Genomic DNA, 16,393 nt, shown 5'->3' on the forward strand with positions numbered 1-16,393 from the left:
GCATGTGCTTCAGTAGTTGACCGCGTAATCCTTCGGGAACGGGCGGCCTGCAAAGGCCTTCTTCTGCGTCCAGTCCTGGGCGGGGCTCGTCCAGTAGGAGTCCGTCGCCGGCAAGCCCAGCGCGAGCAGGCTTTCGGAGGCGATGTACATGCTGCCGTTGTTCGAATAGATGTCGGCCAGTTCCGGGTGGTGGCCGACGAAGCCGAGGGTCAGGTAGCCGTCCTTCGTGAAGTTCGTCGGGTCCGACCACACGGCCTCGTGCACCGCCTGCATGGCCGCCCTGACCTGCCCCTCCGGCAGGCTGGCCGGCAGCTGCTTGCGCCAGGCCAGCAGCGCGAGCGGCTGGAACACGGCCGTGCGGTACGTGAGCGAGCGGCCGATCGGGGGATACGTGCCCGTCGGCGAAATGAAGCGCTCCAGGTGCTCGCCGTAGCGCTGCATGCGCTTCGTCGCCTGGGCGCGCAGGTCCGCCGGCTTGCCGTTCCAGAACGGCGCATTGTGCCGCTCCAGCACCTCGAGGATCTCGACCAGCATCGGGTACATCACGTACGAGTTGTAGTAATCGAAGTGGAACGTCTCGCCGTCCTTGATCCAGCCGTCGCCCACGTACCACTCGTTCACCTTGCGGATCGCGACGTTCGTGCGCATCGGGTCGGCCTGCTCGCCGACGGCCAGCAGGAACGCCTCGTTCATCGCCGCGAACAGCATCCAGTTGATGTACGGCGGCTCCACGCGGCGCAGGCCCTTGATCTCGGTGACGATGCGCTGCTTCGTCGTGGCGTCGAGCGGATCCCACAAGGCTTTCGGCGCGCGCAGCAGCGCATTCGTGAAATAGGACGAGTCGACGAGCGCCTGGCCATGCTCGCGCCAGGACAGGTAGTCCGGGCTGTTCGGATCGACGGCGTGCGCATACGACTGCAGCGCGAGCTGGCGCAGGCGCGCGCGCAGGCGGCCTTCCGGCGTCGCATCGTCGGGCAGCGCCAGCCACGGCGCGATGCCCGCGATGAGCCGGCCGAAGCATTCCAGGTACGCGACCTGCGGGCTCCGGCCGTCCCACGTGGGGCTCAGCTCCAGCGCGAAGCGTTTTTTCAGCTCGCCCCGCGCCATCGCTTCCAGCACGGGCTCGGCCATCCGGCGCAGCAGGTTCAGCATCCACTCGCGGTCGTTCCCCGCGCGTGGTGCCGGCGTGGCCGCGTGGGCGCCCTTCAGGCCCATGGCACCGGCGGCGGCCGCGAAGCTGCCCATGAAGTGTCGTCGTTTCATGCGTCTCCTTCGTTGATTATTTGTCCACCACCAGGGTATCGCCCACGTAGGCGCGGAAGCGGCGGATGCGTCCCGGCGTGCCGTCCGGTCCCTGGCGCGGCACGTAGCGCAGGCCGGCCACGTCCATGCCGCGTCCCAGGTCGATCACGAGGCGGTGCGGGTACGCGGCCTTGTCCGCCGTGATCCAGTAGTCGCTGTTCTGGCCATTGATCGCGTTCAGCGCCCCGCCGTCCTCCTTCGTCGCTTCCTCGCTGTCGACCCAGGCGATGGTCCAGTTGGACTGGTCCAGCGTCTTGCCATCCTTGTCCAGCAGCGCCAGCTCCGCCACGGCAGCAAACGGCTTGCCGTCGAACGCGTCGAGCGACTCCAGGCAGAACTGGCGGCCTTTCACGGCCGCGGCGAAGCGCACGTCCTGCGTCTGCGAGCCGGGCGCGAATTCGCCTTCGTGCGCCGGCTTCACACCATCCAGCTGCACGCGCGCGGTGCTGGGCGGGCGCGGGAAATCGCGCTCGCGGTGCAGCTGGTCGAGGATCGGCGTTTCCAGGCCGGCGATCGTCGGCGTGCCCTGCCCGCGCGGTCCCGTCAGGTCCAGCACGACGACCTCGTTGCGGCCCTTGCGGATCCACGGTCCCGGCAGATACATCGTCTGCGTGGGGCCGATGCTCCAGAAACGTCCCAGGCAGCGGCCGTTGATCCAGACGACGCCCTGGCCCCACGCCGACATGTCGAGGAACGTGTCCTCCGTGCGCGCCGCATCGAAGCCGCCGCGGTAGAACGCGGCGCCCTTGCCGCGGCCCTTCCTGAACGCCAGCTTCGGCAGCACGCCGTCCGCGTCGAAATCGAGCGCGCGGATTTCCCAGTTTTCCAGCGGCTGCGCGGCGCCGCCTTTCGCCGTGAACGTGACCGGACCATGAATGCCCTTGCGGTCATGGACTTCGGGACCGAAGTTCACGCGCGCGATCGTGTACAGCAGGATCTCCAGCACGGCCGGCTTGCTGCGCGCGGGCACGTCGACCTTGTAGCGGCGGTGGCGCGTGTCGAACGTGCCGAGCTGCCTGCCGTCGAGCGTGACCCACGCGAGGTCGCGCGCACGCGCCACTTCCACGACGCCCGCCGGGCCGGCCGGCAGGGTCACCCGATACGAGACGAGGCCGCGGCTGATGTCGTACTGCTCGATCGGCCGCGGCGACTGGTCCTTGATCATCCGGGCCGGCAGCGCCGATTTGACGGGCACCGATTCCGCCAGCGCGAACGGCGCCACCGTCATGACGGGCATGCGCGGCGGCGGCTCCGGCAGCTTTTCGCCCGCCGCCAGGAACGGCGTCATGGCCGCGCGGTACGCGTCGAACTTCGCGCCGATCCATCCCGCCTCGCTGATCGGCGCGTCGTAGTCATAGCTCGTCGTATCGGGCCGGAACGGGCGGTCGCAACCGCCCCACAGCCCGAACGTCGTGCCGCCGTGCGCCATGTACAGGCTGAACGACCCATTCGCCTTCAGCATCGCGGCGATGTCCTTCGTCGCCCCTTCCACGCCGCCGCGGCGGTGCGGCGATCCCCACGTGTCGAACCAGCCGGAGTAGTACTCGCCGCACATGCGCGGGCCCTTCTGCACGGCGTCCAGCGCCTTGAAGCCGGCCACCGGGTCGCTGCCGAAGTTCGCCACCGAGAACAGTTCCGGAATGTGCGTACGCGCCACGGCATTCGTCGGATTGCACTGAAACAGCGGCACGTCGAAGCCCGCATCCAGCAAGGCCTGGCGCAGCACGCGGAGGTAGCCCACGTCGTCGCCGTAGAAGCCGTACTCGTTCTCGACCTGCACCATCAGGATCGGACCGCCGTGCGTGACCTGCTGCGGGCCGAGCACGCGCCCGACTTCCTTCAGCCAGCGCCGCGCCGGCGCGAGATAGGCCTCGTCGCGCGTGCGCAGGAACGCGTCGCCGTCGTGCTTCAGCAGCCACCACGGCAGGCCGCCCATCTCCCATTCGGCGCAGGCGTACGGACCGGGACGCAGGATCACCCACAGTCCTTCCTGCTGCGCGAGCCGGCAGAACTCCGCGGCGTCGCGCTGCGCGGCCCAGTCGTAGCGGCCCTCTCTCCATTCGTGGTAGTTCCAGAACAGGTAGGCGCACACGGTATTGAGGCCCATCGCCTTGATGGTCTTCAGGCGGTGCGCCCAGTACTCGCGCGGCACGCGGGCGAAGTGCATCTCGCCGCAGCGGATCTGGATCGGTTTCCCGTCCAGCAGGAAGTCGTGGTCGCCGATCGCGAAGCGCCGGGAGGCCGCCGCGTGCAGTGTGCCCGTGAAAGGCAGCAGGGCCGCGCCCTGCAGCAGGCGGCGGCGTTGGAAACTGATGGTCATGTGGTCGTAAGAATAAATGAAGAATCAGAGCTTGCCGCGCAGGCCGAACTTGATGGTGCGGCCGTCATACTTCGCATAGTCCATGCGGGTGCGGTGGCCGTCGCCGTACTGGCCCGTCGCATCCTCGAAGTAATCGTACGACAGCGTGTTGGTCAGGTTCAGCGCGTCGAGACGCAGTTCCAGGTTCTCGGTCAGCTTGTAGCTGATGGTGCCGTCCAGGTAACCGCGGGCGGCGCGCCAGCGAATCAAATCGTCGCCGTTGTTCTTCGGATTGTCGCCGTGCAGCGAGCGGCCCTTGTAGTTGTACGACAGGCGCATCGCCAGCGGGCCGCGCTCGTAATACGTCGTGAAGCTGTACGCGTACTTCGGCACCGAGTTGACTTCGATTTCCTTGCCGGCGTTCGTGATCCATTTCTGGCTGTTGAACGGATCGATGTGCGTATAGCTGGCCAGCGCGCCCAGGCCCTTGAACGGATCGGGCAGGAAGTTGAAGTCCTGCTGGTACGCGAGCTCGTAGCCTTTCAACGTCTGCTGGCCCGCGTTGCCGTAGGTGCGCAACGTCATCGGCAGGTTCGGGTCGACGCGGCCGTTCTTGTCCTGGAAGATCGCGCCCAGCGCCGTATCCGGCAGGCCCAGTGCGCCGAACGTGGTCTGCGTCGTGCTCGACACGGTGGCGTCGGTCAGATCCTTCTTGAAGTACGCGGCCGACAGGAGGCTGCCCGGCTTGAAGTACCACTCCAGGCTCGTGTCGAGGTTCTTCGATTGCTGCGGCTTCAGGTTCGGATTGCCGGCGGTGGCCGTGTTGTCGAACGGGTTCGGGATGACGGTCTGCGCGGCGATGATCGACAGCGATGCGCGGCTGATCGTCTTGCCGTACGACGCGCGCCAGATCAGGTCTTCCGTCAGGTCGTACGCGGCGCTGACGGCCGGCAGCACGTTCGTATACTTGCCGTGTTCCTGGTTCGGCAGGTAGGCGCCGCCCGTGCCCGACTTCTTGTAGTTGTCGATGCCCAGCTTCGTCTGCGCCCAGCGCACGCCGGCGTTGATGCGCAGTTCGCGGGAGAGCACTTCGCCCTTGAAGTCGGACTGCACGAAACCGGTGGTGACCTTCTCTTCCGCGCCGAAGCTCTGCGCCGGCGTGAAGGCGGCAGGCGTGTTGTAGGCCAGCGGGTCGTACGTCGAATACGTGTAGCTGCGCGTGAACGTGCCGAATTGATGCGGCCAGCCGTCGCCCATGTCCAGGTTCGGGATCGGCAGGGCCGACACCATGTTGCTGCGCAGGCCCGCGTCGCCGAACGATTTCAGCTTGGCCACCATGGCGGTCGTGCCGTTGCGCTTCTCGATCGTCTTCGTCGTGTCGACGTACACGAGGCCGCCCTTGAAGTGGCCCGTCCAGCCGCCCCACAGGTCGTAGTCCTGGTCCAGCACGAGGCGCGCCTGGCGGCCCTTGTCCGTCTCGCGCGTCCAGCCGGTGTTGATGTCGAAGCCCGTGAAGTTGGCGGGGTTCGTGTAGTCGACGTTCGACGACATCGACGGGTACACGTGGTCCGAACCGTAGTCGATGGTGGAATCGACGCCGAAGATCTGGCCCGACAGCGTGTCCTGGTAGCTCTTCGCGTCGCTGTTGTTCGCGGACAGCTGGCCGGTCAGCACGGTGCCCTTTTTCACTTCCCAGCGGCCGTTCAGGGCGAGGTAGCCGAACTTCGTCTTGTCCTCGCCGTACGTGACGCCGCTGCTGTACGACGTATTGCCGAAGGTGCCTGTCAACAGGTTCGACGCCGGGTCGATGTGCACGTCCAGCGGCACGAGCCCGTTGTGGCCCGCCTGGCCGGCCGGCGCGGCGCGGTTCGTCGTCTTGCTGTTGCGGATCAGGATGCCGTAATACAGTTCGTCGCGGCTGTTCTGCAGTTGCGAGGCGAGGCCGTCCAGGCTGATATTCAGGCCGCCTTCCTTGTACTGCAGCGACGTCACGAGGCCGTCGCGCGTGCGGCGGTTCTGCGAGCCGTAGAAGCGGTAGATGCGGGGCAGCAGCGCGTTGTCGACCTGGTCGCGGGTATAGCCGGACAGGTTCGCGCGCGGATCGTCGTAGTCCAGCTGCAACGCGAAGTTGCCCAGCACGGGCGAGGCGCTGCCGCGGCGCGAGCTGTTGTAGCCGCCCGTGGCCTCGAAGCCGGAGCGGTTGTTGACGGCCTTCGAGTGCGACGCACCGGCCAGGAAGCCCCAGTTGCCCCACGTGTTCGAATACAGCGCGAACAGGTTCGGATCGGTCTTCTCCGACATCGTGTTGTAGGCGGCCGACACGCCGTAGCGAACGGTGCGCTTCGGATTGTCGAACGGACGCGGTGTCTGCAGGTCGACGACGCCGCCCATGCCGCCTTCCGGCAGTTCGGCCAGCGGGGATTTGTAGAAGTCGACGCGGCCGAACAGTTCGGATGCGAACACGTCGTAGTTGAAACCGCGCGCCGCGCTGCCGATGGTGCTCGTCGACGTCGTGTTGACCGGCGCGCCGTTCAGCGTGGTCACCGTGTATTCGGTCGGCAGGCCGCGGATCGAGATGCGCTGGCCTTCCGCCGAGCTTTCGTCGCGGTTCAGGATCACGCCCGGCACGCGCTGCAGCGACTCGGCCACGTTCGCCTCGGGGAATTTGCCGATGTCCTCGGCGACGATCGAATCGCGCACGCCGATCGCCTGCTGCTTCAGGTTCAGCGCCTTCTGCAGGCTGGAACGGAAGCCCGTGACGACGACGGTGGTCGCGGCGGGCGCGTCCGCGGCCGGCGGTGCCGGTTCGGTGGTCGGCGCGGCGGGCGCCGTCGCATCCTGTGCCAGGGCCTGGTTCCCATAGGCGGCGGCCAGCGCCACCGGCAGCAGCGTGGCGAGCAACTTCTTGTTCATCTTGTCTCCATTCTTGTGTCGTTATTGGAACATGGATGCCGGTCTGGGGCACGACTAACGGTGGTCTTTACGCCGGCTGGTGGTCACGTTACCACAAGCGATTATTAAAGAGCAATAGTGCACGCACGAATCAAATCAGGGCGTAACTCATTGTTTTTATTCGATATAGCCAGCCATTTTGGCAAATTCTGTGTCGTACAACCACGACAGGCATGCCAAACGGTCATACCTTTGACGAATTTTGTGATGTACGTTGTCTCATTTTTCCGTCAGACTTCCCACCATGCGTAAAGTCAGCAAACTCAGTGAAGTCGCCCGGCTCGCGGGCGTGGCCCCGATCACGGCATCGCGCGCGATCCGCGGCGCGGGGTACGTGTCGGCCGAGACGCGCGAGCGCATCATGGCCGCCGCCGCGCAGTTGAATTACACGCCCGATCCGCTGGCGCGCCGCATGCGCGGGGACCGCAGCCGCCTGCTCGGCGTGTTCGTCAACAATTACGGCCCCGTCGTGCTGCACGAGATCATCCGCGCGTTGAGCACGCACGCGCGCGCCCAGGGCTACGACCTGCTGCTGTTCAACGCGGAACGCTTCGACAGCCCGGACCGCATGGCGACGTGCGACCTGCTGGGCAAGCTGTGCGACGGCTTGATGGTCGTGATGCCCGGTGCGGACGACCGCTTCCTGGACGCCATCGAGCGCCAGCAGGTGGCCAGCGTCGTGATCTGCTTCGATGCGCGCCCCCTCGCGGTGCCCGTCGTCGCGGCGGAAAACCGCCTCGGCGCGCGCGTGGCCGTGAATCACCTGCTGGAACTGGGCCACCGCCGCATCGCCTACATCGCCGGCAATCCGGGCACGGGGCAGAGCGCGGAGCGCGAGCGGGGCTACGTCGACGCGCTGCAGGCGGCCGGCATCACGCCCGATCCGGCGCTCGTCGTCAACGGCGCGTTCGTGCAGTCGGGCGGCTATGCGGCGACGGAACAGCTGCTCGCCCTCCCCGTCCCGCCGACCGCCATCTTCGCCGCGAACGACGAGATGGCGTTCGGCGCCATCGACGCCATCAACAGCCGCGGCTTGAAGGTCCCGCACGACATCTCCGTGATCGGCTTCGACGACATCCCGACCGCAAGCTGCGTGTTCCCCAAGCTGACGACGATGCACCAGCCGTTCGATACGATCGCCGCCTATGCCGTGCGCGAAGTGGTGGGCATGATCGCGGGCCAGACGACGGGCCCGGCGCGCATCGCCTTCCCCGCCAGGCTCACCGTGCGCGATTCGACGGGTCCGGCGCCGCAGGCGGAATCTATGCCGACGACGCCACGCCGACCCGCCCGCGCGCGGCGCGTGCCAGTGTCCGGAACATGACCAGGCTGGTCCCCGCCAGCAGGCCGCCGACGAGCAGCGTCAGGCCGTAGAAGTGGCCCGTCGTGTCGAGCAGGGGACCGAGCAGGAAGCTCAGCACGATGTTGGAGGTGGAGAACAGGAAGCGCTTGGCGCCGTCGAACTGCAGGAAGCGGGCGCGGGGGAACAGCACCATCGGCAGCGAGGCGGACGCCGTGTAATACGTGCCCGCCACGACGGCATGCAGCACGTAGACGATCGCAAAACTCTGCAGGTCGTGCACGGCGAGGAAGCCGCCGGCGCCCACGCACAGGTACAGGCCCATCGCCCACACCGTCACGCTCGCGGCGCTGTAGCGGTCGACGAGCCAGCCGATCACGTACGACAGTCCGATCGACAAGGCGTACGACAAGGCGAGCAGGCGGCCCAGGGTGGCCTTGTCCATGCCGATCGATTCCGCGTACAGCTGCGAGAACGTATTGAACGGCATGAACGTGAGCTCGGACGCCGTCAGGGCGAAGAACACGAGCAGGAAGTAGCGGTCCGACAGGCAGTCGCGCCAGTACGCGCGGCCCATCGCGCGCCACGTCATGGCCTCCTGGCCATCCACCGACGGCGGGCCGTACCCGCCCTCGTTCAAGCGCAGGCACATGAGCATGACGGCGACGCCGAAGAACAGGCCGATGCCGAGGAAGACTTCGCGCAGATGGTGTTCCGTCAACCTGAAGAACCACAGGTTGAACAGGATGCCGGCGACGAGGTTGACGATGCGAAACGCCGCGTAAAAGCGCCCGAGCACGGGCTGCGGCACGATGTCGTTGACGAGTCCCGCATACAGCGCGAGCGTGACGAGCGCGACGCCTTCGAACACGGTCCAGAACAGGCAGAACCACGCGAGCACGCACGCGTCCACGCCGGGCGACAGCGACCCGAGCAACTGGTCGGTGACGCGCCCGAACGTCGCGCAGTTGCCGAGAGCGATGAGCACGAGCGCGGCGACGGGCGTGATCCCCATCAGGAACGGCAGCCGCCTGCCCCAGCGGCTGCGGAAACGGTCGGAGCGGAAGCCGACGATGGGCACGAGCACGGCGCCCAGCAGCGCCGGCAGCGCGGACACGAGCACGGCGATCATCGTGTCGCTGGCGTGGTGCTGGCGCAGCAGTTCCATGACACCGGGGATGGCCGAGCGGTCGCGGAAGGCGATGGCGAACTCGCCGAACAGCAGCCAGAACATGACGATGGCGAGGCCCGCCGTCGTATAGCGCAACGTACCGACGGCGTGGGCGCTTTTGTCTTCCAACATGGACGCGTTTCCCACTAACAAGGGCTAAAGCATCGCCGCAGCTTAAAAAAAGCGCAAGCTTTTAATTCGTAGCGTCGGGAAATTTCCAAAAACCGGGCTCTGACCCCGGTTCTTGGAAATTGATTAAAAAAAAGCCTGCCATCCCTGGGCAGGCCGAACACGGGCGCGGCGGCCCGCGAAGGAGAGAAATCAGTGGGCCAGCTTCGCCATTTCGGACGCGGCCAGCAGCACCGCGCCCACGCCGAAATGCGCCGTCGAGTTGCGGTCCACCACCTGGCCGGGGATCGCGCGGTCGCCGATCGGCTGTACGTAGCCCACCTTGCCGTCCGCCTGAACCGCGGTGTGGGTCAGGTAATCCCAGCCCTTCGCCGCCACCGGCAGGTACGTGCCGCGGTCGAGCAGGCCGTTGTTGATACCCCACAGCATGCCGTAGGTGAAGAACGCGGTGCCGCTCGTTTCCGGGCCCGGCGCGTGGGCCGGGTCGAGCAGGCTGCGCGTCCAGTAACCGTCCGGTGCCTGGATGCCTTGCAGCGTCTGCGCCATCGCGCGGAAGCGCTCCTCGAACATCGGCCGGTACGGATCGTCGCGCGACAGGTCCGCGAGCACCTTGGCCAGCGCGGCGAACACCCAGCCGTCGCCGCGCGCCCAGAAGTCCTTCTTGCCGTTCACGCTCTTGTGCTGCGGGTAGACGTAGCGCGCGTCGCGGTAGTACAGATGCGTCTCGGGGTCGTACATCAGGCTGTTCGCGTACTCGAAATACGCGACCATCCTGTCGAGGTAGCGCCGGTCGCCGGTCAGGTGGTACATCTTCGTCATCACGGGCATGACCATGTACAGGCCGTCCGCCCACCACCAGTAGTCGACGCGGTCCGTGCCGATCTCGTGCCCCATCACCTCGCGCGCGCGGGCGACGCGGCGCGGATCCTGCGGGCCGAGGCGATACAGGTCGATATAGCTCTGGAAGCAGACCTGCCAGTCGCCGAACAGCACGTGGTCGTCCGTCTCGCCGTACGTGAGCTTCCACTCGGCCTTGTTGTCGGACCTGGCGCCCTTCCAGCCGTTGTACTCGGCCCACCGCTCGGAATACTGGCGGTACGCCTCGTTGCGCGTGACCTCGTAGGCCGCCAGGTTGCCCGTGTGGTAGACGGCCACGTTCCAGAACGCCCATTCCGTCGGCGGCGTCGTGCGCTGCCAGTAGCCGTTCACCTTGTCGATGACGGCGAGCGCTTCGGCCCGCGTCGGGATCGAGGTGCGTGCTTCCTGCGCGGGAACGGCCGCGCGATTACTCGTCATGTCCGCGCAACCGGCCAGCAGGAGCATGCCGCTCGCCAGGATGGCCGCCATCGTTCGCTTCTTCATGTGGATCCTTCAGGTTTCAAGTCGCTATCGCTACGTTCAGGTCGCCGCTGCCGAGCGGCTGCGCGGACGCCAGCCGGATGCGGTACAGCGCGTCGCCCCATTCATGCTTCAGGCCCGCGTCGTCCAGCGCCAGACGTTCGACGTCGGCACGCAGCGCGCGCGGATCGAACTTCAAGTGCACGGTCCGGCCACCGGCCACGGGCAACGCCACGGCGCCCGCCTGCGCCGCATCGGGCTTGCGTGGCGTGACGAAGACGAGGGCCACGGGCGCGGGACGGGCCAGTGCGAACGTCTCGCGCAGGTTCACCGTGCCGGCGGCGCGGTCGAGCGCGACGCGCCGCTCCCACGTCCTGATGCCCGCCTCGGGGCCGTACGCGGTTGCCAGGTCCATCGTCATCCCCATATCGTCGACGCGCACCCGGCTCGCCCGGTCGCGCGCATCCCGGCCAGCCTGCATGCGGCCGCCCACGAGCGGCAGGTTGTGCCAGCCCGATTGCATGGTCCAGATGGTGTACCGGTCCTTGCTGAACGTCTTCGCCGTATAGGCTTCGACGCCGGGGTCCACGAACACGGGCAGGCCGTCGTGGAACACGATGAAGCTGCCGGAATCGTGGTGGCCGTGGCTGCGCGCGTTCGGCGCCGCCTGCACGGCCAGGAAGAATCCATGCGCCGAGCCGCCCTGCGCCCGCGCCGTCATCAGGCCGAGCGCGGGATACCAGGATGCGCGCTGCAGCGCGTCGCGCCCGGGCGTCGCCCGCATGCGCGCGACCTCCAGCACGTCGGCCACGTCGCGCGCGAGCCGGCCCTGGTCGGACAGCGCGATGCCGCGCGCGGGCGCACGGAACGCGCCGAACGCGGCCAGGTCGACGTCGCCCGTGGCGCGCCCGAAGCGGTGCAGCAGCGGCGGCGAATGGCGCACCTTCGCGTGCGCATCGCCATAGTTCACGTACCAGTCGCCCGCCACGTGCACGTCCAGCACGTAATGCCCCATGCGGCGCACGAACGGGTCGGCCGCCAGGTTCACCGCCCCGCCGGTCGCGGCGTCCAGCGCCATCAGGCTGTCGAGGTAGGGACCGGCCGACAGCGCCCAGTAGCCGGGGCCCTCTTCGCATGCGCCGTCGTCCGAGTAGTCTTCCAGGAAGCCGTCCAGGCAGCGGCAGATCTTCAACGTGGCCGCGATGCGGCGCGCCGGATCCGGCTCCAGCAGCAGGTTCGCTTCGAGCCAGCTGGATGCGATCCAGGACGTCCAGTTGTTCAGCGGTTCCTTCTTGTCCTTCAGGCCCATCCACTTGAAGTCGTCGCGGGTAAAACCCGGATCGAGGATGCGGCGCTTCACCTCCGCCGCGATGCGCACGGTGAGCAGCGGCGACACAGTGCGCAGCTGCTCGCCCACCAGCTCATGGACATAGGCCAGCGTGACGCCCGTCTCCGCCGCGAACAGGTCGATCACGGGTTCGGCAGCATCGGGCAGGCCGACGCCACGCTCGAACATGCCGCTGTGGGCCGGCAGGCCCCAGAACGTCTCCTCGCACACGTGCCAGACACCGTCCGCGATCGCGTGCAGGTAGCGGCCCTGCCCCTGCACGCATTCGGCCAGCACGAGGCCCGCCAGCCGGCTGCGGCGCTCGAAATAGCGTTGTTCGTAATGGGTGCGGTTGCCGTTCTCCGCGAATTCCAGGAACAGGCTCGCCGGCAGTTGCGGCCACTCGGCGCCCAGCCAGGCGTCGGCGCGGGCGATCAGCGCCGCGGCCACGTCGGCCGGCACCTGCGCCCACGCGGCGCGGTCGCCCGCCCGCGGATACGGATGCCACGCCCCGGGCGGCGGCAGGCGGCGGCGCAGCAAGGCCTCGTCGACCACGGCACGCAGGTAGCGCTTGGGCACGCGCGGCGCCGGGGCCGCGCCGCCCTGCTCTCCCGCCGGTCCGGCCGCCGCGCGCAGGCCGGGCGCGCCCAGCAGCGCCAGCGCACCCAGTCCGCGGGTCAGCGCATTCCTTCGATTCATGTCGTCTCCCTGATGAGTTGTGACAACGTTACCACTCACGTTCGCAAAAGACAATAGGGTTTCGCTCAACCCGGTGGTCGATTCAGAGAGCGCGGCGGGGTGGTAACGATGCCATCGGGGCCGTCAGCCCTTCGGTGCGGGCCCCGTCGAATCGCGGATGACGAGGCGGGCCGGCAGCTCGATGCGGAAACCCTCGGCCCGGCCGTTGCGCATGGCGTCGACCAGTTCCGCGACGGCGCGCACGGCGATCTCGTTCAGGGGCTGGCGCACGGTGGTGAGCTTGGGGAAGACGACGGCCGCGCGGATCACGTCGTCGAAGCCGACGACGGAGAGATCGTCCGGCACCTTCAGCCCGGCGTCGGAAATGGCGTCCATGGCGCCGAACGCCATCGCGTCGTTGGCGGCGAAGATCGCGGTGGGCGGCTTGGGCAGCTTGAGGAGCGCCTGCGTCTCGGCAAACCCGCTGGCGTCGTTGAAATCGCCCTGGCGCAGATACGCGGGCTCGATCGCGATGCCGGCCGCGCGCAGCGCATCCTCGTAGCCGCGCTGGCGCTCCTCGCTCTGGCCCGTGAACGACGTACCGGCGATGAAGGCGATGCGGCGGTGGCCCAGCCCGAGCAGGTGCTCGACGGCGCTCTTCGCCGCCATGCGGTTGGAGCCGAGGACGACGGGCAGGTCGATCGGGCGCGCCGCGAAGCTCACCAGCACGCACGGGGCGTGCGCGCGTTCCAGCCTGACCAGCAGGCCGTCGTTCGCGTCCGGCAGCAGCAGGAGCAGGCCGTCGCACAGCTTGCGCAGCATCTCGGCCGTGCCGGCGCGGCGCGCATCGTCGAAATGGTCGGCGTTGAAGACGATGAGGTCGAAGCCGAGCCGGCGGGCCTCGTCGTTGATGGCGCTGAGCAGCTCGTGCATCACGAGCGAGCGGAAGCCGTTGACGAACACGCCGACGAGGCCCGAGTTCCCGCCCCGCATCTTCTGCGCGAGCATGTCCGGCGTATAGTCCAGCTTCGCGGCCGCCGCGAGCACGCGTTCGCGCGTCTCCTTCGCCACCCGCCCCACGCCGCGCAGCGCGCGCGACGCCGTGATCAGCGATACGCCCGCCTCTTCTGCCACTTCCGTCAACGTACTTGTCTTCTGCATCCCCCAACGTTACCTGAATGGTAGCGAACAGGCAAGACCAGGGAGGACGGGGACCGGCGCTCAGTGCAGGTCCACCTGCGCCCGCAGCGCCGGGCCGCCGGCGGCCGGCCGGTTGCGGTCGGCCGCCAGTTTCACGAGCAGCGCCGCCATCGACACGAGCGCCGCCGCGGCCACGACCATGAACACCTGGCCGAACGGCAGCTGGCGCCGCGCCAGCTCCGCCACGAGGAACGAGCCGGCGATGCCGCCGAAGCGGCCGATCCCCAGCATCCACGCGACGCCCGTGGCGCGGCCCTGCGTCGGGTAGTACGCGGCCGCCAGCGCGGGCAGCGACGACTGCGCCGTGTTCATCAGCGCGCCGGCGCCGAACACCGTGAAGGTCAGCAGGCCCACGTTGCCCGCCACCTGGCCGATCAGGAAGACGGCCAGCGCCGTCAGCCCGAAGCCGATGGCGATGACGCGGTTGGCGTCGTAGCGGTCCATCAGCCAGCCGAACAGGATCGCGCCCACGCCGCCCAGCGGGAACAGCGCGGCGATCAGCGTGGCCGTCTGCGCGGGCAGGCCCGCCTCCTTGAACAGGATCGGCATCCAGTTGATCAGCGCGTAGAAGATGACGAGACCCATGAAGTATGCGAGCCACAGCATCAGGGTGCCGACGGCGTACGAGCGCGCGAACAGCACGCCGAAGCCCCCGCCCGTCCGGGCGCCCTGCTCCGCCAGCACGTAGCGCGCGGCGTCGGCGCCCGAAGCGTGGATGCGGCGCAGCACGGCGCGGATCCGTTCAACCGGGGCGCCGCGCGCGACCATGTGGCGCACGGATTCCGGCAACGTAAACGCCATCACGAGCAGCAGAACGAACGGCGCGATGCCGCCCAGCGCCAGCACGCTGCGCCAGCCCCACTGCGGGATCATCCACGCGGCAAGGAAACCGCCGCACGCGGCGCCCAGCGGAAAACCGCAGAACATCGCGTTCGTGATGACGGCGCGGCGCCCGTCCGGACAGAATTCGCTGACCAGCGTGACGGCATTGGGCATCGCCGCGCCCAGGCCGATGCCGGTGACGAAGCGCAGCACGGTCAGGCTCTCGAGGTTGGCGGCGAACGCCGACGCGCCGCACGCCGCGCCGAACACGAGGACGGCCCCGAGCAGCACGATGCGGCGCCCCAGCCGGTCCGCCAGCGGTCCGGCGGCGAGCGCCCCGGCCGCGAGGCCGAACAACGCCGCGGACAGCACGGGCGCCAGCGCCGGCTTGGCGATGCCCCACTCCTTCAGCAGCGACGGCGCGATGAAGCCGATGGCGGCCGTGTCGAAGCCGTCCAGCAGCACGATGAAGAAGCACGTGGCGCACACGAGCCACTGGTACGGCGAAAAGGGATGGCGGTTGATGAACGCCTGGACGTCGAGGTCCGGATGGGTCATGACGGTCTCCAGAGATGCCGGCTTCGCGCCAGCGTAGCAACGGCGCGTTCGATAGTCAATTATATGTTCGATCAGCGAACGTCGTTGCCGCGTGCGCAAAGGTGTTGCCTGCTGCCGCCGGATTATCGCCGCGGGCCGGCGCCGCTACAGTGAAGCCATCTTTTCAACGGAGTCCTGACATGGCAAACCTTCTCTCACCCACCCGCCTCGGCAACCTGACGCTGTCGAACCGCATCGCGATGGCCCCCGTCACGCGCGCCCGTTCCGGCGCCGACGGCGTCCCGACCGCCGCCAACGCCGCCTATTATGCGCAGCGCGCAGCGGCCGGCCTGATCGTGGGCGAAGCGACCAATGTGTCGCGCCATTCCGCCGCGTTCGAGCTGGCGCCGGGTCTGCACGACGACGCGCAGGTGGCCGGCTGGCGCCGCGTGATGGAAGCCGTGCACGCGGCCGGCGGCCGCCTGTTCGCGCAGCTGTGGCACAGCGGCCGCGTGAGCTCCTACGCGCTGCTGGACGGCCGCGCGCCGCTGGCGCCGTCCGCCGTCAACGACGACCTGCACCTGCTGCAGCCGTACGCCGCCCTGGAGAACGGCTTTTATACGCGCATCGCGGCGTCGCCGGCCCGCGCCATGACCGTGCAGGACATCCACGCGGCCGTCGACGAATTCCGCGTCGCCGCCCGCAACGCCATGCGCGCCGGGATCGACGGCATCGAACTGCACGCCGCCAACGGCTACCTGCCGCACCAGTTCCTGTCGCCGCACACGAACCGTCGCGACGACGAGTTCGGCGGCCCGCTCGCCAATCGCGCCCGCTTCCTCGAACTCGTGCTGCGCGCCGTGCTGGACGAAGTGCCGGCCGACCGCATCGGCGTGCGCCTGTCGCCGTTCGCCGCCTACAACAATGCCACTGACCCGGCCACGGAAGAGACGTACGCCTACGTGGCCCGGATGCTGGGCGAGGCCGGTATCGCGTACCTCCACGCCGCGGATTCGAACGCGTGGGCCGGCGCGCCGGACATGGACCGCATCCTCGCCGTGCTGCGCCCGAATTTCGGCGGCGCCATCATCGCCAACGGCGGCCTCGATCCCGCCGCGGCCGACGCGCTGATCGCATCCGGCATGGCCGACCTGGCATCGTTCGGCCGCAGCTTCATCGCCAACCCCGACCTCGTCGACCGCATCCGCCGCGGCGGCCCGTACAACACGCCCGACCCGTTCACGTTCTATGGCGGCGGCGTCCATGGTTATCTCGACTACGAACCGCTGGCCGCCTGACCGAAAGGAAGTCGCGCCCGCTTCACCACGGGCGTAGATT

General features: G+C 68.2%; 10 protein-coding genes. 2 read left to right on the forward strand and 8 right to left on the reverse strand.

Annotated features, from left to right (window positions below):
- Window positions 1-9: 9 nt before the first annotated feature.
- Genes ACL58G_RS24480 through ACL58G_RS24490 form a run of 3 tightly spaced genes read right to left on the reverse strand, consistent with a single transcriptional unit; the run spans window position 10 to window position 6,514 of the window.
- Window positions 10-1,263, reverse strand: coding sequence for a DUF2264 domain-containing protein (locus tag ACL58G_RS24480; protein WP_440963471.1), 1,254 nt, complete (start codon window positions 1,261-1,263; stop codon window positions 10-12).
- A gap of 16 nt (window positions 1,264-1,279) precedes the next feature.
- Window positions 1,280-3,622, reverse strand: coding sequence for a beta-galactosidase (locus tag ACL58G_RS24485; RefSeq protein WP_440963472.1), 2,343 nt, complete (start codon window positions 3,620-3,622; stop codon window positions 1,280-1,282).
- 24 nt (window positions 3,623-3,646) lie between these two features.
- Complete coding sequence (locus ACL58G_RS24490) at window positions 3,647-6,514, reverse strand: TonB-dependent receptor (protein ID WP_440963473.1); 2,868 nt, start codon at window positions 6,512-6,514, stop codon at window positions 3,647-3,649.
- 283 nt (window positions 6,515-6,797) lie between these two features.
- On the opposite strand from ACL58G_RS24490, the gene ACL58G_RS24495 reads away from it, so the two are divergent.
- Window positions 6,798-7,877, forward strand: coding sequence for a LacI family DNA-binding transcriptional regulator (locus ACL58G_RS24495; protein ID WP_440963474.1), 1,080 nt, complete (start codon window positions 6,798-6,800; stop codon window positions 7,875-7,877).
- Here ACL58G_RS24495 and ACL58G_RS24500 read toward each other — a convergent pair.
- The 5 genes from ACL58G_RS24500 to ACL58G_RS24520 all read right to left on the reverse strand — a co-directional run bounded on the left by ACL58G_RS24500 (window position 7,816) and on the right by ACL58G_RS24520 (window position 15,076).
- Window positions 7,816-9,156, reverse strand: a complete 1,341-nt coding sequence (locus ACL58G_RS24500; RefSeq protein ID WP_440963475.1) for an MFS transporter — start codon at window positions 9,154-9,156, stop codon at window positions 7,816-7,818. The genes ACL58G_RS24495 and ACL58G_RS24500 overlap by 62 nt on opposite strands.
- 189 nt (window positions 9,157-9,345) lie before the next feature.
- Window positions 9,346-10,515: a glycoside hydrolase family 88/105 protein gene (locus ACL58G_RS24505; RefSeq protein WP_440963476.1), complete on the reverse strand. Its 1,170-nt coding sequence runs from the start codon at window positions 10,513-10,515 to the stop codon at window positions 9,346-9,348.
- Window positions 10,516-10,531: 16 nt separating this feature from the next.
- Window positions 10,532-12,517 carry a heparinase II/III domain-containing protein gene (locus tag ACL58G_RS24510; protein WP_440963477.1) on the reverse strand — a complete coding sequence of 662 codons (1,986 nt, stop codon included), beginning with the start codon at window positions 12,515-12,517 and terminating at the stop codon, window positions 10,532-10,534.
- A 123-nt stretch (window positions 12,518-12,640) separates the two neighbouring features.
- On the reverse strand, window positions 12,641-13,657 hold the full coding sequence (locus tag ACL58G_RS24515) for a LacI family DNA-binding transcriptional regulator (RefSeq protein WP_413387972.1): 1,017 nt from the start codon (window positions 13,655-13,657) through the stop codon (window positions 12,641-12,643).
- Between the two features lie 60 nt (window positions 13,658-13,717).
- Window positions 13,718-15,076 (reverse strand): MFS transporter, encoded by a 1,359-nt coding sequence (locus tag ACL58G_RS24520; RefSeq protein WP_413387971.1) that lies wholly within the window; start codon window positions 15,074-15,076, stop codon window positions 13,718-13,720.
- 179 nt (window positions 15,077-15,255) lie between these two features.
- Here ACL58G_RS24520 and ACL58G_RS24525 point away from each other — a divergent pair, with 179 nt between their 5' ends.
- Complete coding sequence (locus ACL58G_RS24525) at window positions 15,256-16,353, forward strand: alkene reductase (protein WP_440963478.1); 1,098 nt, start codon at window positions 15,256-15,258, stop codon at window positions 16,351-16,353.
- The last annotated feature ends 40 nt before the right edge of the window (window positions 16,354-16,393 follow it).

Origin of the sequence: Massilia sp. GER05 (assembly GCF_052056005.1) — a bacterium.
In the GTDB taxonomy this organism is placed as follows: domain Bacteria; phylum Pseudomonadota; class Gammaproteobacteria; order Burkholderiales; family Burkholderiaceae_D; genus Telluria; species Telluria orientalis.

Coding starts and splice junctions, on each gene's coding strand:
- ACL58G_RS24480 (WP_440963471.1), bottom strand. CDS start 1,263: ATGAAACGACGACACTTCATGGGCAGCTTCGCGGCCGCCGCCGGTGCC.
- ACL58G_RS24515 (WP_413387972.1), bottom strand. CDS start 13,657: ATGCAGAAGACAAGTACGTTGACGGAAGTGGCAGAAGAGGCGGGCGTA.
- ACL58G_RS24500 (WP_440963475.1), bottom strand. CDS start 9,156: ATGTTGGAAGACAAAAGCGCCCACGCCGTCGGTACGTTGCGCTATACG.
- ACL58G_RS24510 (WP_440963477.1), bottom strand. CDS start 12,517: ATGAATCGAAGGAATGCGCTGACCCGCGGACTGGGTGCGCTGGCGCTG.
- ACL58G_RS24525 (WP_440963478.1), top strand. CDS start 15,256: ATGGCAAACCTTCTCTCACCCACCCGCCTCGGCAACCTGACGCTGTCG.
- ACL58G_RS24505 (WP_440963476.1), bottom strand. CDS start 10,515: ATGAAGAAGCGAACGATGGCGGCCATCCTGGCGAGCGGCATGCTCCTG.
- ACL58G_RS24490 (WP_440963473.1), bottom strand. CDS start 6,514: ATGAACAAGAAGTTGCTCGCCACGCTGCTGCCGGTGGCGCTGGCCGCC.
- ACL58G_RS24485 (WP_440963472.1), bottom strand. CDS start 3,622: ATGACCATCAGTTTCCAACGCCGCCGCCTGCTGCAGGGCGCGGCCCTG.
- ACL58G_RS24520 (WP_413387971.1), bottom strand. CDS start 15,076: ATGACCCATCCGGACCTCGACGTCCAGGCGTTCATCAACCGCCATCCC.
- ACL58G_RS24495 (WP_440963474.1), top strand. CDS start 6,798: ATGCGTAAAGTCAGCAAACTCAGTGAAGTCGCCCGGCTCGCGGGCGTG.